This is a genomic window from Halomonas sp. DP4Y7-1, from assembly GCF_019800705.1.
Lineage (GTDB): Bacteria > Pseudomonadota > Gammaproteobacteria > Pseudomonadales > Halomonadaceae > Halomonas > Halomonas litopenaei_A.
The window spans coordinates 178,226-198,968 of the sequence record NZ_JAHVKS010000004.1 but is presented as its reverse complement, the minus strand read 5'-3'; the positions used below and the strand labels follow the sequence as shown (position 1 = coordinate 198,968).

The window sequence follows — 20,743 nt, the reverse complement described above, 5'->3', positions numbered from 1 at the left end:
TCCTCCAGCTGGCTTATTGACGCCTTCTCGCGCGCTCGAGCACCGCCTCGAGACCGTCATCCAGCGGCGCCCGAATCTGCACCGGCCGCTGACTGGTCGGCTCGGGGAACGTCAGGGACGCCGCGTGCAAGAACAGCCGTTCAAGACCCAGCTCGCGACTCAGGCGAGCACCCTCACGACTGCCGTACTTGTCATCACCAAGCAATGGATGGCCGCCATGGGTCGCATGCACGCGAATCTGATGGGTACGACCGGTAATCGGCTCCGCCTCGACCAGGGTGGCACCGGCAAAGGTTTCGCGCACGGCGAAACGGGTACGCGCCACCTTGCCCGCCGCATCGACTCTCACCCGTCGCTCGCCATTGCCGGCGTCGTAGCGATCCAGGCGTGCACTCACGAAGTCACGTCGGGCGGGCCAGCGCCCGGCCACCAGCGCCAGGTACTGCTTGTTCATCTTGTGTTGCTTCAAGGACTGGTTGAGTGACAGCAGCGCAGGACGCGACTTGGCCAACAGCAGGCAGCCGGAGGTGTCACGGTCCAGTCGGTGCACCAGCTCAAGAAAATCCAGATCTTCCCGCACCTGGCGGAGCGCCTCGATCAAGCCGATCTTGACGCCACTGCCTCCATGCACGGCAAGCCCTGAGGGCTTGTTCAGCACCATCCAGTCCGGCCCTTCCAACAGCACACTGCCGGCCAGCAAGTTGCGCAGGTTGTCACTGACCTCGCGCACGGCCTCCTGCGGCGCCAGCTTGAGCGGCGGGATACGCACCAGATCCCCCAGCGCCAGACGCGTGTCCGCCTTCACCCGCTTCTTGTTGACCCGCACCTCGCCCTTGCGCACGATCCGGTACACCAGCGAGCGCGGCGCGCCCTTGAGCCGACTCATCAAAAAGTTATCGACGCGCTGGCCGACCTGGCCCTCGGTCACTTCCACCCACTGTACGTCACGCCCTTCGGCCACGCTGTCACTCCACTGGAAACCCGCATTAAAACGCCATTCTAGCGCAGCTTGTCGCCAATTGCTGACCCTTGGCATTACTGTTATATTGCCCTCTCGCTCCCCGGGTCCGATTGATCCCAGCAAGCGCCTGCACGACAGACACGCAGGCCTGAGCGAAATGTGACTGACACAGCGTTTACCGCAGAGGCCGCGACGATCCCTGAGAGATCCCGCCGCCGATGTAAAGGTGACAACATCACGCCCGACGCAACGGACATGCCTCCACCCTGAGTGGTCGCCCTCCACTGTCGTCGGGAGACGTACAACACCGTGCCGGAGGCCGGCAACGGTGAATCGATTGAATGCCAGGTGTTGGCGGTGACGGCAGGACCGGATGGGCAAGGCCCCACCGAGACACGTTCTCCCTCCGCCCCGTACTCAACATGATCATGCCACGGCGATCGCAGCTGGATGTCGTGGCCGGGCGCAGCTTCCGCGACATGCGCTGAGCACAAGCACGCTGCACCAGCGGTTCACCATTGCCGTTGCCAATGGGCGCCCTCCGGCGCGCCCATTTTGCGAGACAACATGAAACGGATGCTCATCAACGCGACCCAGCCTGAAGAGCTGCGCGTCGCCCTGGTGGATGGACAACGCCTGTACGACCTGGACATCGAATCCGGTGCCCGGGAACAGAAAAAAGCCAACATCTATCGCGGCAAGATCACCCGCGTGGAACCCTCCCTCGAAGCGGCGTTCGTCGACTTTGGTGCCGAGCGACACGGCTTCCTGCCGCTCAAGGAAATCGCTCGCGAGTACTTCATCAAGGAGCCCTCAGGACGTCCCAGCATCAAGGAAGTCCTCAAGGAAGGCCAGGAAGTCATCGTTCAGGTCGACAAGGAAGAACGTGGCAACAAGGGTGCTGCACTGACCACCTTTGTCAGCCTGGCTGGCCGCTTCCTGGTGCTCATGCCCAACAATGCCCGCGCCGGCGGTATCTCGCGTCGCATCGAAGGCGAGGAACGTGCCCAGCTCAAGGAAGCCATGGGCCAGCTGACCGTGCCTGACAAGATGGGCCTGATCGTTCGTACCGCGGGTATCGGGCGCTCCCCGGAAGAACTCCAGTGGGATCTGGACTATCTGGTTCAGGTGTGGGAGTCCATCACCGAAGAGGCCGGCAAGCGTTCTGCGCCTTTCCTGATCTACCGCGAATCCAACGTCATCATTCGTGCCATGCGCGACTACCTGCGCCAGGACATCGGCGAGGTCTTGATCGACAGCCCCGAGGTTCACCAGGAAGCGCTCTCCTTCATTCGCCAGGTGATGCCCTCCTATCAGCAGAAGATCAAGCTGTACGCCGATGAGGTACCGCTGTTCTCCCGCTTCCAGATCGAGTCACAGATCGAGACGGCCTACGAGCGGGAGGTCAAGTTGCCCTCCGGTGGGTCCATCGTCATCGATCACACCGAGGCGCTGGTGTCCATCGACATCAACTCGGCGCGGGCCACCCGCGGCAGCGATATTGAAGAGACCGCACTGCAGACCAACCTCGAGGCTGCCGACGAAATCGCACGACAGCTGCGTCTGCGGGACATCGGTGGCCTGGTGGTCATCGATTTCATCGACATGGGGCCCGCACGCAATCAGCGTGAGGTCGAGAATCGCGCGCGTGATGCCCTCAAGCTTGATCGCGCCCGGGTCCAGATCGGACGCATCTCACGCTTTGGCTTGATGGAAATGTCGCGCCAGCGCCTGCGCCCTTCCCTGGGCGAGACCAGCGGCGTGGTCTGTCCCCGCTGCGATGGTCAGGGCACTATCCGCGATGTCCGCTCTCTGTCGCTGTCGGTGATGCGCCTGATCGAAGAAGAGGCAATGAAGGAGCGCAGCGCGCAGATTCGCGCCATTCTGCCGGTGCCGGTAGCCACCTACCTGCTCAACGAGAAGCGCGCCGTACTGGCCGAAATCGAGCGTCGTCAAGGCGTGCGCGTGGTCGTGCTGCCCAGCCCGGATATGGATACGCCGCACTACGACGTGCAGCGCCTGCGCGATGATCACGTCGATGAAGAAGGCACCGCCCACGCCTCCAGCTTCGAGCTGTCCACCGACACCGAGGTCGGCAAGGAACCCGACGCTGCGTTCGGCAAGCCGGTGCAGCGCGCCGAGGCAGCGGTGAAGAGCGTCGTGCATAACGCTCCCGCCCCCGCTTCTCTCAACGAGGAAGAAGTGGCCAAGGAAGCGCGCCCGGCAGCGCCTCAGCGCGCCAGCCGCCAGGCCCCTGCGCGGCAACAGCGCCAACCGGCAGCCAATACCGGTCAGGCGGGCGTGCACAATGCGGGACTGTTTGGGCGCCTGGTGAAAGGCTTCGCTCGCTTCCTCGGCGGCGAAGAAGACACCAGCGACAGCGCTCGCTCCGACGCGCGCAAGACGAACGCCAACGCCTCCGAACGGCAGCAGCGCTCTGACGGCGGCCAGCGTAGCGACAGCGGACGTCAGCGCAATCGTCGCAGCAACGGTCAGACCAACCAGCGCCAGCAGGGCAACAGCCAACGCGCCGGGCGCAGCGATAACCAGGACCGTCGCAGTGACAACAGCGGCCAGGAACGTCGAAGTGACAGCAGTGGTCAGGACCGCCGCCAGCAGGATCGTCGTCAGCCCAAGGCCGACACCCGTAACGACAAGAGCGATGGCAACGACAACCGTCAGCGCTCACGTCGCGACGACGGACGTCAGCAGGCGTCACGCCAACAAGAGCCGCGTCAGCAGGATTCTCGCAAGAGCGACGACAGCAAGGCATCCAGTGCCAAGCCCAGCACGGCCAAGAACAGCCAGAGCGCCGCTCAGGCTGACGGCCCGGCTGCCAGCGACGCACCCAAGGACACCAAGCCCAAGCGCACCCGCAACAATCCGCGCAATCGCAGCCGCAAGCAGGCGATCAATCCCGATGCCGTAAAGGAGCAACAGCGCCTTCAGGCAGAGGCTGCCGCTAGCGACGACCATGGTCAGTCAGCCGAAGCGGGCACCACTGACGCTCCCAAGGCCCCAGCCACTAAGGCCGGCCAGAACGTCAACGCCCCGGCGGAGACTGAGTCCAAGGCTGCTGAAGCCAAGACGGCAGACGCCAAGCCCACCGACGCCAAGGCAGCGGATCCCAAGCAGCAAGCTGACAGCAAGCCTGCTGAAGCCAAGCCTGCTGAAGCCAAGCCGGAAGCGGACAGTAAGGCGACTGAGACCAAAACCGCTGAAGCCAAGCCAGCTGACACCAAGGCTGCTGAGCCCAAGCCCGTTGAGTCCAAGCCCGCCGAGACCAAGTCGACTGAGTCAAAGTCTGCCGAGACCAAGTCGGCTGAGTCAAAGTCTGCCGAGACCAAGTCGGCTGAGTCAAAGTCTGCCGAGACCAAGTCGGCTGAGACCAAGCCAGCGGAAGTGAAGCCGACGGAAGCCAAGGCGGCGACTGACAGCAAGGCTGTCGAGTCCAAGCCTGTCGAGTCCAAAATGGCTGAAGCGAAGCCGACGGAAGCCAAGGCGGCGACTGACAGCAAGGCTGTTGAGACCAAGGCGGCAGAGGCCGAGACGAAAGCTGACAGCAAGCCGACTGAGGCCAAGGCGGCGACTGACAGCAAGGCTGTTGAGTCCAAGTCTGCCCAGACCAAGCCCGCTGAAGCCAAGCCCTCTGAAGCCAAGCCTGCTGAGTCCAAGACGGCTGAAGCGAAGCCGACGGAAGCCAAGGCGGCGACTGACAGCAAGGCTGTTGAGTCCAAGCCTGCCGAGTCCAAGGCTGTCGAGGCCCAGCCTGCTGAGTCCAAAGCGGCTGAAACGAAGCCGACGGAAGGCAAGCCGGAAGCTGACAGCAAGGCTGTTGCGTCAAAGCCTGCTGAGCCCAAGCCGACTGAAGCAAAGCCGAGCGAGCCCAAGCCGAGCGAGACCAAGCCGAGCGAGACCAAAACGGCTGAAGCGAAGGCGGCAGAGGCTAAGCCGGCAGAGTCGAAGGCGGAAGCTGAGAGCAAGGCTGCTGAGGCCCCGACAGCTGAAGCCAAGGCAGAAGACGATAGCGACAGCAAGAGCAGCGCGACGGACAAGCCTGCTCGTCGCCGCCGTCGCCGTGCCCACAACGACCCGCGCGAACAGCGAAAGCGTGAGTCAGGCTCGGTAGCTGCCAGCCAGGACAAGACGGGCGATAGTCACAACGTCTAGTCTCGGCCAACCAAAACGCCCGCAGCCAAGGCTGCGGGCGTTTTTTTGTGCAAACGTGATAGACACCGTGCTCAGCGACCTTGGCCCGTGGCCAGCATCGCCTAGGCCAGGCGGGGCTCCCTCTCCAGCGTAACCCCAAAGCGCTCTGCCACCCGTCCAGCCACCTTGTCGGCGAAAGTCAGCAGCTCCCTTGCATCGCCACCACCATGATGCACCAGCACCAGCGCCTGGCGGTCATGAACGCCGAAGTGACCGTCGCGCCAGCCTTTCAAACCGCACTGATCAATCAACCAGCCAGCGGCCAGCTTGACCCTGCCATCTTCCAGCAGGTAGCGGGGCATGGCGGGAAACTGTTCGGCCAATGCCTCAGCCCGATACGCATCCACCACGGGATTCTTGAAAAAACTGCCGGCGTTGCCGAGGACCTGCGGATCCGGCAACTTTTCCTGACGCACCTGACAGACGGCCTCGGCGACCTCCAGGGCCGACGCCTTGGCACTCACCCGCTGGGCCAGATCGCCATATCCGAGCCTGGGGGCCCCATGGCGAGTCACCTTGAGGGTCAGATCGGTGATGATCACTTTCCCCTGCCACTCCCCCTTGAAGCGACTCTCCCGGTAGCCGAAGCCACAGGCATCTACGTCCAGCGTCTCCGCCCTGCCGTCGGCGCGATGAAGAACGCTCACCGAGGCCAGCACGTCGGCCAGTTCGACGCCGTAGGCACCGATATTCTGTATGGGTGCCGCTCCACAATGACCGGGAATCAGGGCAAGGTTCTCAAGCCCCCACCAGCCGTCGCGAGCCAGGGCCATCACCAGCCGATGCCAGCTGACCCCCGCCCCCACGTGCACCAGGGCCTCGCTGCCGCGACGCTCGATCCACCAGTAGTCCAGCTGGGGCCGAAGCGTCAGTCCTGGAAGCACGCTGGGCAGGATCAGGTTGCTGCCCCCGGCCAACAGCGTCACCGGCTCATCGCGGCTGCTCTCCAGCAGTGCTGCCAGTTGCTGACGATCCCTGGCGACTGCCACTCGCTCCGCCCTGCAGGGCAGGCCGAGCGTGTTGGCCCCGGACAGCATCACGTCATGCTCGATGGATAGCTTCACCTCGCCGCCTCCAGGCGCTGTTCCAGCTCTGCCGCAAGCGCCTGGGAGGCCCGCTCGATCATCGCATAGACCCTATCGAAGCCACCTTCATAGTAAGGATCCGGCACGGCCGCCCCAGGCTCACCGGCCCACTCCATCAACAAGCCTATCGAAGCCTGGCTATCGGCCGGCATCCATCGCTCCAGCTCGGCGAGGTTGTCGTGGTCCATCGCCAGTACAACATCGAAACGCGTAAAATCCTCTTGGCACAGCTGCCGACCACGCAACCCGGAAATATCGATGCCCCGCTGCTTCGCCGCCTGCTGCGCCCGTGCATCGGGGGGCTCGCCGATGTGCCAGCCGCCGGTGCCACACGAGTCAATCTCGACGCGGTCATCAAGGCCTAACGCGCGCACCTGCTGACGGAACACTCCCTCTGCGGTCGGCGAGCGGCAGATATTGCCCAGGCAGACAAACAGCACACGAATCTTCGCGGGCGAGTCGTCCAGTCTCATGGCGTGGCTCCTCTCGCCCGCTGCTCGAAGTGAGCGCGCACGCGGGCGAGGTCCTCCTCTGTATCCACGCCGGCTCCTGGCGTCTGCTCTGCCAGAGCCACCTGAATAGCGTGTCCGTAGTGCAACGCGCGCAATTGCTCCAGCTGCTCCAGCTGCTCGATAGGAGCGGGCAGCCACTCGCTGTAGGCGCGCAAAAAGCCCGCGCGATACGCATACAGCCCGATATGGCGTAGCCAGGCATCGGTGGTCAATACGCTGGGGGGCTCACGGAAGCCCTCTCGGTCCCACGGCATCGGCGCCCGGGTAAAGGTCAGCGCCCGCCCCGAGACGGCACGGGTCACCTTGACCACGTTGGGATTGAACAAGGTGTCCACATCGCCAATGGATTCTGCCAGGGTCGCGACCGATGCCCCCTCGTCCCGCATCAGGCGAATCGCCACCTGATTGACAAGCTCCGGCGGCAGCAAGGGCTCATCGCCCTGAACATTGACCAGCACTGCCTCATCGTTCAGCTGCAGCAGGTCGACCACTTCCGCCAGCCGATCGGTGCCGGTCGAGTGATCCGCACGGGTCATCACCACTTCCGCACCAAGGTCAGACATTGTCTGCTCGATGCGCGGGTCGTCGGTAGCGATCACGACTCGACTTGCCAGTGAGCGCTTGGCCAGATCCCAGACCCTGGCCACCATGGGACGCCCGGCGATGTCGGCAAGAGGCTTGCCCGGCAACCGCGTCGAGGCGTAGCGTGCTGGAATCACGACAATGAAATCCTGCATCGATACTGCTCCCTACCCTTGCGGCTCGCCGCGCCCTGGATGGCTCTTCAGCGTCTCATCCACGTCCATGACCCTGGCTTCCTCTGCCAGCATCACCGGAATCCCGTCTCGTACCGGATAGGCCAGGCCGTCATACAGACAGCACAGTTCGTTGGCCTCGCGGTCATAGCGCAGCTTGCCCTGACATTGGGGGCACACCAGCATTGCCAGAAGTTCCTTGTCCATCATCGTCTCCCCACTTCAGAATCTCGTCATTGGATACCGTCAGCGCCGGAGGCGCCTGCCGCCGTATCTCGGCGCCCATCCGACCAACCAGCCGTGCGCTGATCGAACCAGCGAATAAAGTCAGGGTCTGGACGCGCCTCCACATCCAGCACCCAGCCATCAGTCGGAGCCAGGTCCCTGCATTTGACCGCATCCTTGGCGGTCATGACCATTGGCTGCCCGTTGTCCGTCGTTACATCCGCAGGGGTATAACGATGATGATCGCTGAAAGGCCGAGCCAGGTAGTCGACCCCAAGCTCATCCAGGGTGGCGAAAAATCGCTGCGGATGCCCGATGCCGGCCACGGCCACTACTGGGCCGTCGAACGGCAAGGGTGACGGCGGATAGACCCGTGAATCCCCCAACCGGCGCCAGCCTGAAGGCTCGAGCCGCATGCGGTACCCTGCGGGCAAGCTGGCAGCTCCATCGCCATTGATCAACAGGGCGTCAACACTGGAAAGTCGGGTCAAGGGCTCACGCAAGGGCCCGGCGGGCAAGCAGCGTCGATTGCCGAACCCGCGCCTGCCATCCACCACGACCAGCTCGATGTCGCGAGCCAGGGCGTGATGCTGCAGACCATCATCGGTGACAATCACGTCGCAGCCTTCATCGATGAGGCGCTGAGCGCCACGCGGGCGGTCCGGATCCACCACCACCGGCAGTCCGGTCTGATCCGCCAGCATCCGGGGCTCATCGCCGCATTCTGCTACCTCAGTGGTGGGCGTCAGCAGCAGTGGATAGGCGTCCGACTTACCGCCATAGCCGCGCGAGAGCACTCCAGGGCGGCAACCCTGCTCCTTCAGGCGCCGAGCAAGCCAGGCCACCAGCGGGGATTTGCCGGTACCGCCCAGGGTCAGATTACCCACGACGATGACCGGTACGGACGCTCGCCAGGCCTGGCGAGAACCCTGTCGGTACGCCTTGGCGCGCCGCTCGACTTCCCGCCGATACAGGAGCTCCAGCGGGCGCAGCAAGGTCAGCCACGGCGAGCCTCGGTAGGCGGCATCGAGCCAGCGTTGACCAAGCCCCATTCAGGCCTCCTGAAACTGCAGCTGGTGCAGGGCGGCGTAAGCCCCCTCACGCTCCAGCAACTCACTGTGACTGCCCTGCTCGATGATTTCCCCCTGCTCCATCACGAGAATGCGATCGGCGCGTTCAATCGTCGACAGGCGGTGAGCGATGACCAGCGTCGTGCGGCCTTTGCAGACCTCTTCCAAAGCCGCCTGGATATGGCGCTCGGATTCCGTGTCGAGCGCAGAGGTCGCTTCATCGAGCACCAGGATCGGCGCATCCTTGAATATCGCCCGGGCGATGGCCATGCGCTGACGCTGTCCGCCTGACAGCATCACGCCATTGTCTCCGACCAGCGCCTGGTAGCCGCCGGGCATGCGCTCGATGAACTCGTGGGCATGGGCCGCCTTGGCGGCAGCCTCGATCGCGGCAGGATCCGCGTCTGGGACGCCATAGGCGATGTTCTCGGCGATGGTGGCGTTGAACAGCGTGACCTGCTGACTGACCAGGGCGATCTGCTGACGCAGCGCCGTCAGCTGGTACTCCTCAATGGCGACGTCATCAATCAGAATGCGACCGCCGGTGGCTTGATAGAAGCGCGGCAACAGGCTCACCAGGGTGGACTTGCCGCTGCCCGAGCGTCCCACGATGGCGACCATTTCCCCCTGACGAACGCTAAGGTCAATGCCCTTGAGCACCTCCGGCTGGTCACTGCCATAGGCGAAACGCACCTGCTCGAGCTGAATGTCACCACGCAGACGACCCGGGACCAAGCTCCCGCTATCGACTTCCTCCGGCTCATCCAGCAGCCCGAACAGCTCACTGGAGGCGGCGATCCCCTTCTGGATGGTGCCATTGATCTCGCTCAGTGAGCGGATGGGCTTGGCCATCAGCGACGCTGCGGTGATGAAGGCCACGAACTCGCCTGGGGTCATGTTGTCCATCAGCGCAGGCGACATCGCCAGCCACACCAGCAGCGCCAGCGACAGGGCGACCAACAGCTGGATGACCGGGGTGCTGGTGGCCTTGGTCAAGGCCTCCTTGAGGCTCTGTCGACGATTGACCTCACTGGCGTCATGGAAGCGGGTCATCTCGTATTGCTCTGCCCCGTGGGTGCGCACTACGCGATAGCCGGTCAGCGCCTCGGAGGCGACATGGGTGACATCCCCCATGGAGCGCTGGATGCGCTTGGAAATCTTGCGAAATCGCTTGCTGGCATAGCTGACTACGCCACCAATCAATGGCGTCACTGCCATGAACAGCAGCGTCAGCATCCAGTTCGTCCACAGCAGATAGCCCAGCAGGCCGAGCACAAACAGGCCTTCCTGCAGCACCACCGTAATGGCCTTGGTGCCCGCACCGGTGACCTGCTCCACGTGATAGGTGACGCGGGAAATCAGATGCCCCGAGGAGTGATTGTCGAAGAATCGCCCCGGTAGTCTCAGCATGTGATTGAACACATCGCAGCGCAGCCGATGAACCATATTGCGCGCCACATTGCTCATGAAATAGGTGCCGAGGAAGGTGCCGAGACCGCGCGCGCCGAACATGCCCACCACAAACAGCGGCAAAAACAGTCGAAACGCTGCGTCGGGATTCTGAATGCCGTCGATCAGGCGCTTCATCATCTCGGCCAGCGCCGTACTGGAGGCCGCGTAGATCGCGTAACCGATCACCGCGACAAGAAAGGACTTCCAGAACGGCCTGACGTAACCAAGGAGGCGCTTGTACAGCGCCCAGCCGGAGTATTCGCTCACGTTGGCTCCAGTTGCAAGGGGAATCAGCCCTGTCGCATGACCCAGCCTGGCTGGGTTCACCTGCTGCGTTTCTGCCAGCAGGTCGACTGCCAACAGGTCAACTACCAGCACGTCGACTACCAGCACGTCGACCACCAGCACGTCGATCAGCGCAGCATTCAGCCTTTTCGGCATCAGCCGCGACCAAGCCTGGTGACGATGCCAGCTCGCTGGCACACCAGCAGGTTGCACAGGGCAGCGAGATTCAGTGGCGAGATTCTACCCCATGGCAGAGACCTTCGACACCGCCGTGCAGATGACGCCGGCGTCCACTGCTGACCAGATGCACGCCGGCCCTGTCCAGATCGATCACCAGCTGACCATCGAGCCCTGTGTCGAGGATACAGCTGCCTGCCTGCCGAAGCCGCCGAATCACATCATTATGGGGATGGCCAAACCGGTTGAAGGCGGCGCTGGAGGCTACCGCCAACTGCGGCGCCCTGGCGTCGATCAGTGCGGCGCCGGTGCTGTCGTCGCTGCCATGGTGCCCGACCACCAGCACCGTCGGCGGCGAGGGCAGCTGAGCGATCAGGTAGCGCTCGACCCGGCGACTGGCGTCGCCGGTAATCAGCACACTCCCCCCAGGGGAGCTGACCAGCAACACGCAGGACTGGTCATTGGACTCCAGTGTCGCGACAGCCTCATCCGAGCCTGGCCATAGAAAACGAAAGTCGACGCCCTCCCAGCGCCATTGCTGCCCCCAATGGCAGCCGTCGGCAGCTTGCTCAGCAGGTAAACCGGGTATCCGTCCAGCGGGATGCCACCAGTGCGCCACCTCATGCTGCTCGACCAGGCGCTCCACGCCACCCGAGTGGTCCAGGTCAGCATGGCTGATAATGACCTGGTCAAACTGCTGGGGTGACGGCCAGATACCGTCGATGGGGGCATAGCCGGAAGCATAGCGTGGGCCACTGTCATACAGCAGCCGATGGCCAGCGGTATGGACTTCGACCATCAAGCCCTGCCCCACATCCCACACCACCAGGCGAACGGTACGGGGGTCGGGCCGTGCCGGCGCCAGACTGATCAGGGCAACGCCCAGAGCGATCACTGCGCCTCCCTTGAGACCGCGCCCGATGCCGGGCAGACAGATGACGACGCCAATGCCCCACAGCAGCAACGCCAGCGAGAGCCGGATATCGACATCGAGCCACAGCATCGCGGCTGGCCAGGACAGCCCCTCAAGCAGCTCAAGCAGTGCCGCCAGCACCCAACCCCATCCCTTCCACCACCACAGTGCCAGCGGCGGGGCTACGAGCAGTACCGCCCAACCCAGCATGCCCGCCGGCACCAGTATCAGCGACACCAGCGGCACCGCCACCAGGTTCGCCAGCACCGTCACCAGCGACACTTGACCCGTAAAGGCCAGCACCAGCCCCGCCATGGGAAGCGCCAGCAGAAGCTGGGTACGCACCAGCGTGACCAACGCCGTCTGCACGCCCCGGCCCGACCGCTGGTGCGGCTTCAGACCGCGCCCTTGCCACATGATGATCAACGCGGCTACCGCCCCAAAGGACAACCATAGCCCCGGACGCCAGAGCGACAGCGGATCGATAATTACCACCAGCGTCCAGGCCACCGCCAAGCCTTGCCACGCCGACGGCGCATGACGACCGCCGGCGACCCACAGGGCGATGACAATCATCACCAGTGCCCTGAGTGCCGGAGGCTCGGCACCCACCAGCCAGACGAAGCCTGCGGTAAAGCCTCCCGCCCACCACCATGGCCAGCGCACCAGACGCCAGCGTCCAGGCTGAATCCTCCGAGACAGCCAGCGCCCACAGCCCAGTGCGAGCACCGCCACCAAGCCAACGTGCAGCCCGGACACGACCGCCAGATGAGTGGTTCCAGTGCTGTTCAGCAGCTGCCACTCCTGTGCCTCCAGGCGCTCGCCCCGACCCAGCGTCAGCGCCGCCAGCCAGCGACGAGTGCGCTCTGCCAAGGCCAGACCCTCCAGCGTGGCCAGCAGCGACTCGCGCAGATCCTCTGGTGCCAGCGCCCGGCGATACGGCGGGGGTTCCGATACCACGGCACCGATCGCCTGAATGCCCTGCTGCCACAGCCAGCGTTCATAGTCGAAGCGGCCAGGGTTGGCCAAGCCAGTTGGCGGCCGCAGACGCAGCGCCAGGCGCCAGCGCTCGCCCACCGTCATGCGTCCACTCGGCTGCGGGCTGCCGAGACCGGCTGCCTGATGTGCCGCCAGGTAATGGGTGACGCGAACCCGCTCCAGGCGATCGCAGCCAAGCCTATCAGCCAGCATCGGTTCACAGCGCTCGATCTCCAGCGTCAGGCGCTGCGCTCCGGCCAGCTCACGTGCCGCGCTGACCCGGACGTCGGCCAACAAGGTAACTCCGGCAAGGCCCGCCGGAAGACGCGCGCCTTGCTGCTGCAACAGCGACAGCAGCACCCATAGCGCCACCCATGCACCCAGCAGCAGCCGCCAGCGTCGCACGGCAAGGCTGGCCACTGCGACCGCGAACAGAAGGTACATGGCAGGCTCCGCCACGCCGATCAGCGCGCCGCCCAAGGTGGCGCCGCTGGCCAGACTGACAGCCGGTGATGGCCACGCAGGCCCACCACCGCGCCTCTGGCGCGACCGCTGTCCGGCCTTGGCAGCGCCTCGCCAATACAGTGACCGACCGCCCGTCATGTCCATGGCACTCCTGCTGGTGGACCTTCCTTGTCCCCGTCACCCGGGCTTGAGGTGCGGGTGGCCGCCCTTGTTCAGCGCCCTTTCAGCTCCCCCATCTGCACAGCGACTTGCTCCTCTCCAACAAGACCTTGCCGGCCGCCAGGTCAGGTCTTTCAGGCACAGCGTTGGCCGACGTCATGGCAAGGGCATCGGCTTGTATGGATAATAGCCACGCATCCGCAGCCTTGAGCTGATACTCCATGCCGCGTCGACTACTAAAGCGCTATCTACCCTCGCCAGACGCCCTGCGTCGGCAGCGCTCGTTGCGCTTCATGGCTCACCTGATTGCTGACCCCGCGCTGTGGGTGCTGACACGGCGTAGCGTGGCCAACGCATTCAGCGTCGGCCTGTTCAGCGCCCTGCTGCCTATTCCGTGCCAAATGGTGGTAGCGGCACTTGGCGCGCGCCTCGGCCGCTGCAATCTTCCGCTGTCGGTCGCCCTGGTATGGATCACCAATCCGCTGACCATGCCGATCATCTTCTATGGCAACTACTGCCTTGGCGCATGGCTCTTGCAGCAACCGGCACTGCATGCCCCACATCGCCTGACCACAGAGTGGCTGCAAGGACAGCTGATGGACATATTGCCGTCACTGCTGTTTGGCTCGCTCGTGGCGGCGGTCATTGTCGGCGCCCTCGCCAATGTGGTCATTCGACTGCTATGGCGCTGGCAGGTCTCGCGCAGCTGGAAGGCGCGGCGGCGCCGCCGCCGTCAGGCCCGCGCTCACTCCTGACGCAGCGCCCGCTCAGCTGCCGGCACGCTCTCCCAGCCTTGTCGAGGCCTGCGCATGACCTTGGCAAAGAAAGCCTTGGAAAAGAAAACCTTGGCAAAGACAACCTTGGCAAAGAAGACCTTGGCAAAGAAAATGGCCCCGCTGCGATGCAGCGGGGCCATTCATATGCGACCCAGGTCACTCGGCTCAGCCACTCGATTCGGCCAATCGGCTCAGCCAATCGATTCAGCCTCTCGATTCAGTCGGGCTGGAGACGGCCGTTGTCCAGGCGCAACACGCGGTCTTGGTGCGCGGCGAGCTCCGGGTCGTGGGTGACGATAACGAAAGCGCAGCGCGCGCTGGCAGCCAGCTCATCCATCAGCGCCAGAATGCTGGCCGCGGTGTGCTTGTCCAGGTTTCCGGTGGGCTCATCCATCAGCATCAAGCTGGGGTCGGTCACCAGGGCGCGGGCAATGGCCGCGCGCTGGCGCTCACCACCGGACAGCTCGCCGGGCTTGTGATCCGCACGCGGCCCCAGCCCCACCTTCTGCAACAGCGCCCGCGCCTTGTCTTCGGCATCGCGCTTGCGACTCCCGCGAATGATCAGCGGCAGCGCCACATTCTCCAGCGCGGAGAACTCGGCCAGCAAGTGATGGAACTGGTAGACGAAGCCGATGTGGCGGTTGCGAAAACGGCCGATCTCGGCGTCCCCCAACTGATGCAGCACCGTTCCATCGACACGAACCTCGCCAGCGCTGGGGCTATCCAGCCCACCCAGGAGGTTGAGCAAGGTCGTCTTGCCGGACCCGGAGCTACCGACCACGGCGACGCGCTCCCCGGCGTGAACCTTGAGCTCCAGCTGATCCAGCACGACCAGGTCGGCGGGCCCCTCGTCGTAGACGCGGGACAGCTGATGACATTCCAGCATTACCTTGCCGGGCGCCTGGGCAGTCGGCGCCTCGGTCGCTGCCGGCTGATTGACAACATCACTCATAGCGCAGCACCTCGGCAGGCTGGACCCGGGCGGCTCGCCACGCCGGATAGAGGGTGGACAGGAAGGTCAGCACAAAGGCGGCTGCAACGATCTGATACACATCACTCCAGATCAGCTCTGACGGCAGGTCGCTGATGAAGTAGACACCGGCATCGAGGAAATGGATCCCCAGAGTGGACTCCACGAAAGCGATGATGTCGGACACTGTCAGCGCCAGCAAGATGCCCAGCGCAACCCCTATCAGGATGCCGATCACGCCGATGGCAATCCCCTGAACCATGAAGATCCCCATGATCGAACGAGGCGTGGCGCCAATCGTGCGCAAAATGGCGATGTCGGCATGCTTGTCGGTCACCACCATGACCAGGGTAGAGACGATATTGAACGCGGCCACGGCAATGATCACCGTCAGCAGCAGCCCGATCATGCGCTTCTCCATCTGGATGGCCTGGAACAGGTTGCCACGGGTAAAGGTCCAGTCGTAGCCGCGATAGCCAGCGCCCAGCTCATTGACGATGGCCTGGGTTTCCTGACCGGCCAGGAACAGGTCATCCAGCTCAAGACGCAGGCCACCAACGCTATCGCCCATGCGTGCCAGGGTCTGCATGTCCTCGATATTGGCATAGGCGAGGTTGGCATCCAGGTCGGCCCCTACGCTGAAGATACCGCTGACGGTGAAGCGCTTCAGACGCGGGAATACGCCAGCCGGGGTGATCGAGGCTTCGGGTACCAGCAGGGTGACACTGTCACCGACATCGACCCTCAGATTGTTGGCAAGGATCGACCCCAGCACGATGTGCCACTCACCCGGCTGCAGATCATCGAGAGAGCCCTGGGACATGTTCTCGTCGACAATGGAAACGCGGCTTTCCCACTGCGGATCGATGCCGTTGACCATGGCGCCCTGATTACGTCCGGCCTGGGAGAACATGCCCTGTTGCTGGATATAGGGCGCGGCACCGATAACGTGCTCGCGCTGGGTCAGAAGCTCGGCCAGAGGCTGCCAATCGGTCATGCCACCGGCCTGCTCGATCTGGGTGTGGGGCACCATGCCCAGCACCCGCTGGCGTAGCTCTCGGTCAAAACCGTTCATCACTGACAGCACCAGAATCAGTACCGCCACGCCCAGGGTGAGCCCCAGCATGGACGTCAGCGAGATGAAGGAGATGAAGTGGTTGCGTCGCTTGGCTCGCACATAGCGCAAGCCGATCAGAAATGGCAATCGATCAAGCATGGACTCTTTCCTTGTCGGCAGGCCGCCATGGTACGGTTTTTTGCACGCCTCTGCATCGCCACGGCATGGGATTTGCGAGATCCTTGCATCTTCCTGCTCGCAGGCCTACATTTCGCCGTTTCGACCTCCAGGACACTGCCATGAACCGCCTGCTTCCCGAGTGGCATCCCCAGGACGCCGTCCAGCTGACCTGGCCCCGCCCTGACAGCGACTGGGCCGATACCCTGCCCGCCATCGAGGCAATGATGGAGCAGCTGGCGCTGGTCATCAGTCGCTATCAGCACGTCATCATCGGGGTACCCGACCCTGCCTGCGGCGATGGCCTGCGCCAGCGCCTGATGGCCCGAGGTGCCGCTACCGACAGAGTACATCTCGTCGTGGTCGAGGCGGACGACACCTGGGCCCGTGATCATGGCCCACTGGCCAGCCAGGATGGCGACGCTGTGCAGTTCCACGACCTCACCTTCAACGGCTGGGGCGGCAAGTTTCGCGCTGATCGCGACAATACCCTCACGCAGCAGCTGGTCACGGCGGGCTGGATACGCTGCCCCGTCACCACCAGCGATGTTGTCATGGAGGGTGGCGCTCTCGAAACCGACGGGCAAGGCACCCTGCTGACCACCGAAGCCTGCCTGCTCAACCCTAATCGCAACCCTGACCTGTCCCGACAACAGGTCGAGGACTGGCTCGCCAGCCAGCTTGGCCTTACGCGAGTATTGTGGCTTCGCCATGGACACCTGGAAGGGGATGATACCGACAGTCACGTCGACACCCTGGCCCGTTTCTGCGATGCCGAGACCATTGCCTACGTGCGCTGCGATGATCCCGCCGACTCCCACTACGCCGACCTGCACGCCATGGAGCAGGAATTGACGACGCTGCGCCAGGCCAACGGCTCGCCCTACCGTCTGATCCCCCTGCCCTGGCCAGCCGCGTGCCGGGATGGCGACGACGGACATCGGCTACCGGCTACCTATGCCAACTTTCTGATCATCAATGGTGCCGTTTTGGTGCCGGTGTACGGCGATCGACAGGATCTGGCGGCGCTCAACGCCCTGGCAGGCGCCTTCCCGGAGCGTGACATCATTCCCATCGATGCCAGCGCCGCCATCCGCCAGCATGGCAGCCTGCACTGCCTGACCATGCAGTGGCCCCGCGGCACTCTCAACCTTGAAGGAGCACACCAATGACGCGCCAATTGACCGTGGGCCTGGTGCAACAACCGGCCTGGCCCGACAAGGCACGCAGCCTGGATGCCAGCGAACAGGCCATCCGCGACCTGGCCGGCCAGGGAGCCAAGCTGGTGATGCTGCAGGAGCTGCATGCCACCCACTACTTCTGCCAGTACGAAGATCCTGACCTGTTCGATCTCGCGGAACCCTTGGACGGGCCCACCGGGACACGCCTGGCGGCACTCGCCAGCGAACTCGATATTGTGCTGATGGGCTCGCTGTTCGAACGTCGTGCGCCCGGCATCTATCACAACACGGCGGTGGTCTACGACGGCGCCAAGGGCGCTGTGGGTCACTACCGCAAGATGCACATTCCCGATGATCCCGGCTTCTACGAGAAGTTCTACTTCACCCCGGGAGATCATGACCCCGCACATCACCAGGGCTTCACCCCCATCGATACCTCGGTCGGGCGACTCGGCGTCCTGGTGTGCTGGGATCAATGGTATCCGGAAGCGGCACGCATGATGGCCCTTGCCGGCGCCGAGGTGCTGCTGTACCCCACCGCCATTGGCTGGGCACCGAATGACGATGACGCGGAAAAGACACGCCAGAAGGACGCCTGGACCATCATCCAGCGCAGCCATGCTGTGGCCAATGGCGTACCGGTTCTGGTCGCCAACCGGGTGGGCCACGAACCGGACCACTCCGGCGTCAGCCCGGGCATCGACTTCTGGGGCGGCAGCTTCGTCGCTGGCCCACAGGGCGAGCTGCTGGCGCACGCCGGCGAAGAGGCCCAGACCCTGCTGGTCACCCTGGACCTGGATCACGGCGAGCAGGTGCGACGCATCTGGCCCTACCTGCGAGATCGCCGCATCGATGCCTATGGCGAGCTGACCCGCCGCTTCCGGGACTGAGCCAGCCACCCGGCGCATCATGCAAGAGGAGCCCCCGCAGGCCAGTGACCTGCGGGGGCTCTTTGATGATAGCAACTGTCGCTATCGCTGATGCGTGCTCAACGGCCCGCTATGACTTCCAGAAATCGCGAATTGAGGCGATGCCCTGGGCGCCAACGGCACGGGCGTGATTGGCATCATGGCGAGTCATGCCGCCCAGTGCATAGACCGGCATGCCGGCACGCTCGACCAGCTGCTGGAAATCGTGCCAGCCAATGGGCGCCACTTCCGGGTGCGACGGGGTGGTGCGCAGCGGAGACAGCGTCACGAAATCGCAGCCAATCACGTGGGCCTGGTCCAGCTGTGCCTTGTCATGAGTAGACGCCGACAACCACTTGCCCTCGGCAATCGGACGTCGCTCGAGGCCCATCAAGCGCTCGCTGGTCAGGTGAATGCCGTCGGCATCAACCCGGTCGAGCAATTCGGGTTCGCCATTGAGCATGAGCCGCGCGCCATGGCGGCGACACAGTTCCAGAGCCCGCTCGGCACGCGCCACATACGCGTCGGTGTCCAGCGTCTTGGCACGCAACTGCACCAGGCGCACGGCATCTTCGACCAGCGCACGCTCCAGGCGAGCGGCAAACACCTCCTCATCGGCCTCTTCGTCACTGATGAGGTACTCGGACGGCAACATCACCGCCCGCAGGATCGGCAGATTGGCGGCCGGGAAGGGATAGCCGATCAACTCACCCATGGGCACCCAACGCACCGCTTGCCCTTCACGCCCGAACGGCTCACCAGAGAAATCCTTTACCTGCCACACATCGAGCAGGATGTGCTTGTCCGGATATTCGTGGTGGATGCGGATCAACGGCTGGGCACGACGTATCTCGATACCGAGCTCTTCATGCAGCTCACGCTTGAGCGCCTCCAGGCCGGTCTCGTAGGGCGCCAGCTTGCCGCCGGGAAACTCCCACAGGCCGCCGTGGTCGACATTGGAAGGACGCCGGGCCAGCAGCACTTCGTCACCGTCTGGGCTGATGATGGCGGCCGCCGCCACATGCACCCTTCTCTTCACCATAGTGTTCATTCAACGTTACCAGCTTGGATTCGCGGGCCATGCCCGCGCCAGTTTTCAGTCGGGTGGGCCAGGATAAAAGTCGGCATAGGATACCGATTCAGGCAGCGAGATTCATCCGCAGATCATGCCTTGCGGATGAATCAGCTACGGTAGTCGGCATTGATCGAGACATAATCGTGGGACAGATCGGATGTCCACACCGTTGCCGACGCCTCGCCGCGACCGAGATCGATGGCGATGGTGATCTCTTCTCCTGCCATCACCGCACTACCGGCCTCTTCGGTGTAGCCTGTCGCCCTGCCGCCATGCTCCACCAGGCGCACCGGCCCCAGGTCGATGGTGACCAGGTCCACGTCAAAGTCACTGACCTGGGCGCGTCCCACCGCCGCCAGGATACGCCCCCAGTTAGCATCACTTGCGTAAAGCGCGGTCTTGACCAGTGGGGAGTGGGCCACGGTAAACGCGACCTCACGCGCTTCATCGACGCTGCGCGCGCCGGACACCGCCAGCGTGACGAACTTGGTCGCGCCCTCGCCATCACGGATGATCGCCTGTGCCAGGCTCACCAGCACCTCATCCAGGGCCTGGCGAAAGCGTCGCTCATCCTCGGCGTCAGCCACGGCAGCGGCTTCCCCGGTGGCGATCAGCATGCACGCGTCGTTGGTCGAGGTATCCGAGTCGACGGTAATACTGTTGAACGACCTTTTCACCCCGTCCCGCAGCCAGGCATCCAGGGCCTCCTGCTCGATGGCCGCATCCGTGGCGACAAACCCCAGCATGGTGGCCATGTCCGGGCGAATCATGCCTGAGCCCTTGGCGATCCCATTGATGACCACCTCGCCGCCCTTGAGCATCACGCGGCGCGCGGCGCCCTTGATGCGGGTATCTGTGGTCAGAATGCCTTCGGCGGCCTGGCGCCAGGCTTCGGCACTGTCGCTCAGCTGATCCACTGCTTCAGGAAGGCCTGCAAGCAGGCGCTCCATGGGCAGAGGCTCGCCAATGACACCGGTAGAGAACGGCAGCACCTGCTCGCTGCTCACCCCGGCAATGTCGGCCACTTGCTGACAGGTGGCTTTGGCATCGCGCATGCCGATCTCACCGGTGCCCGCATTGGCGTTGCCGGTATTGATCACCAGGTAGCGAGTTGCTGGCGCGCTGGCCAGATGCGCCTTGGCCACATGCACCGGCGCAGCGCAGAAGGCGTTGCGGGTGAACGTGCCCGACACAGTGGCCCCTTCGGCCACCTCAATCAGCACCAGATCCCGCCGGCCAGGCTTCTTGATCCCGGCCATGGCGGTACCGAGACGCACGCCAGCGATCGGCGTCATTGCTGGAAAACTGCTGTCACCCACTGCCATCGTTAGTCTCCTGCTGTCGAGACGACCC

Annotated in this window: 17 protein-coding genes; 4 read left to right on the top strand and 13 right to left on the bottom strand. The window is 63.9% G+C overall.

Annotation, left to right across the window (positions count from 1 at the left end):
• Nucleotides 1–13: 13 nt before the first annotated feature.
• The gene (locus tag KUV72_RS09870; protein WP_222163028.1) at nt 14–961 is read right to left on the bottom strand and encodes an RluA family pseudouridine synthase; all 948 of its coding nucleotides are present in this window, start codon (nt 959–961) and stop codon (nt 14–16) included.
• Nucleotides 962–1,528: 567 nt separating this feature from the next.
• Here KUV72_RS09870 and rne point away from each other — a divergent pair.
• Nucleotides 1,529–5,131, top strand: coding sequence for a ribonuclease E (gene rne / locus KUV72_RS09865; protein WP_222238159.1), 3,603 nt, complete (start codon nt 1,529–1,531; stop codon nt 5,129–5,131).
• Nucleotides 5,132–5,232: 101 nt separating this feature from the next.
• Here the strand turns inward: rne and murB are convergent, their stop codons facing one another.
• From murB to KUV72_RS09830, 7 genes are all read right to left on the bottom strand, one after another.
• Nucleotides 5,233–6,234 (bottom strand): UDP-N-acetylmuramate dehydrogenase, encoded by a 1,002-nt coding sequence (gene murB, locus KUV72_RS09860; protein ID WP_222238157.1) that lies wholly within the window; start codon nt 6,232–6,234, stop codon nt 5,233–5,235.
• A complete protein-coding gene (locus tag KUV72_RS09855) occupies nt 6,231–6,728 on the bottom strand; it encodes a low molecular weight protein-tyrosine-phosphatase (RefSeq protein ID WP_224852038.1) in 498 nt (165 codons plus the stop codon). Before KUV72_RS09855 ends, murB begins: the two co-directional genes overlap by 4 nt.
• Nucleotides 6,725–7,504, bottom strand: a complete 780-nt coding sequence (gene kdsB, locus KUV72_RS09850; protein ID WP_222238155.1) for a 3-deoxy-manno-octulosonate cytidylyltransferase — start codon at nt 7,502–7,504, stop codon at nt 6,725–6,727. Before kdsB ends, KUV72_RS09855 begins: the two co-directional genes overlap by 4 nt.
• A 12-nt stretch (nt 7,505–7,516) precedes the next feature.
• The gene (locus KUV72_RS09845) at nt 7,517–7,729 is read right to left on the bottom strand and encodes a Trm112 family protein (RefSeq protein ID WP_206937364.1); all 213 of its coding nucleotides are present in this window, start codon (nt 7,727–7,729) and stop codon (nt 7,517–7,519) included.
• Nucleotides 7,730–7,755: 26 nt separating this feature from the next.
• Nucleotides 7,756–8,799: a tetraacyldisaccharide 4'-kinase gene (gene lpxK, locus KUV72_RS09840; RefSeq protein ID WP_222163025.1), complete on the bottom strand. Its 1,044-nt coding sequence runs from the start codon at nt 8,797–8,799 to the stop codon at nt 7,756–7,758.
• A complete protein-coding gene (msbA, locus tag KUV72_RS09835) occupies nt 8,800–10,710 on the bottom strand; it encodes a lipid A export permease/ATP-binding protein MsbA (protein ID WP_261317432.1) in 1,911 nt (636 codons plus the stop codon).
• A gap of 70 nt (nt 10,711–10,780) precedes the next feature.
• On the bottom strand, nt 10,781–13,225 hold the full coding sequence (locus KUV72_RS09830) for a ComEC/Rec2 family competence protein (RefSeq protein ID WP_222238153.1): 2,445 nt from the start codon (nt 13,223–13,225) through the stop codon (nt 10,781–10,783).
• Between the two features lie 242 nt (nt 13,226–13,467).
• Here KUV72_RS09830 and KUV72_RS09825 point away from each other — a divergent pair, with 242 nt between their 5' ends.
• Nucleotides 13,468–14,001, top strand: coding sequence for a DUF2062 domain-containing protein (locus KUV72_RS09825; RefSeq protein ID WP_206937354.1), 534 nt, complete (start codon nt 13,468–13,470; stop codon nt 13,999–14,001).
• Here KUV72_RS09825 and KUV72_RS09820 read toward each other — a convergent pair.
• From KUV72_RS09820 to KUV72_RS09810, 3 genes are all read right to left on the bottom strand, one after another.
• Nucleotides 13,992–14,162: a hypothetical protein gene (locus tag KUV72_RS09820; protein ID WP_222238152.1), complete on the bottom strand. Its 171-nt coding sequence runs from the start codon at nt 14,160–14,162 to the stop codon at nt 13,992–13,994. The genes KUV72_RS09825 and KUV72_RS09820 overlap by 10 nt on opposite strands.
• 77 nt (nt 14,163–14,239) lie before the next feature.
• On the bottom strand, nt 14,240–14,974 hold the full coding sequence (locus KUV72_RS09815) for an ABC transporter ATP-binding protein (protein WP_206937351.1): 735 nt from the start codon (nt 14,972–14,974) through the stop codon (nt 14,240–14,242).
• On the bottom strand, nt 14,967–16,208 hold the full coding sequence (locus KUV72_RS09810) for a lipoprotein-releasing ABC transporter permease subunit (protein ID WP_222238150.1): 1,242 nt from the start codon (nt 16,206–16,208) through the stop codon (nt 14,967–14,969). The genes KUV72_RS09815 and KUV72_RS09810 overlap by 8 nt, the downstream gene beginning before the upstream one ends.
• 140 nt (nt 16,209–16,348) lie before the next feature.
• On the opposite strand from KUV72_RS09810, the gene KUV72_RS09805 reads away from it, so the two are divergent.
• Entirely contained in the window at nt 16,349–17,398 is a 1,050-nt protein-coding gene (locus KUV72_RS09805) for an agmatine deiminase family protein (RefSeq protein WP_222238148.1), read from the top strand.
• Nucleotides 17,395–18,297 carry a carbon-nitrogen hydrolase gene (locus KUV72_RS09800; RefSeq protein ID WP_222238146.1) on the top strand — a complete coding sequence of 301 codons (903 nt, stop codon included), beginning with the start codon at nt 17,395–17,397 and terminating at the stop codon, nt 18,295–18,297. The genes KUV72_RS09805 and KUV72_RS09800 overlap by 4 nt, the downstream gene beginning before the upstream one ends.
• Before the next feature lie 109 nt (nt 18,298–18,406).
• Here the strand turns inward: KUV72_RS09800 and KUV72_RS09795 are convergent, their stop codons facing one another.
• Both KUV72_RS09795 and argJ read right to left on the bottom strand, forming a co-directional pair.
• Nucleotides 18,407–19,357, bottom strand: a complete 951-nt coding sequence (locus KUV72_RS09795) for a Nudix family hydrolase (RefSeq protein ID WP_222163232.1) — start codon at nt 19,355–19,357, stop codon at nt 18,407–18,409.
• Between the two features lie 140 nt (nt 19,358–19,497).
• A complete protein-coding gene (gene argJ, locus KUV72_RS09790; protein WP_222238144.1) occupies nt 19,498–20,715 on the bottom strand; it encodes a bifunctional glutamate N-acetyltransferase/amino-acid acetyltransferase ArgJ in 1,218 nt (405 codons plus the stop codon).
• Nucleotides 20,716–20,743: the final 28 nt, after the last annotated feature.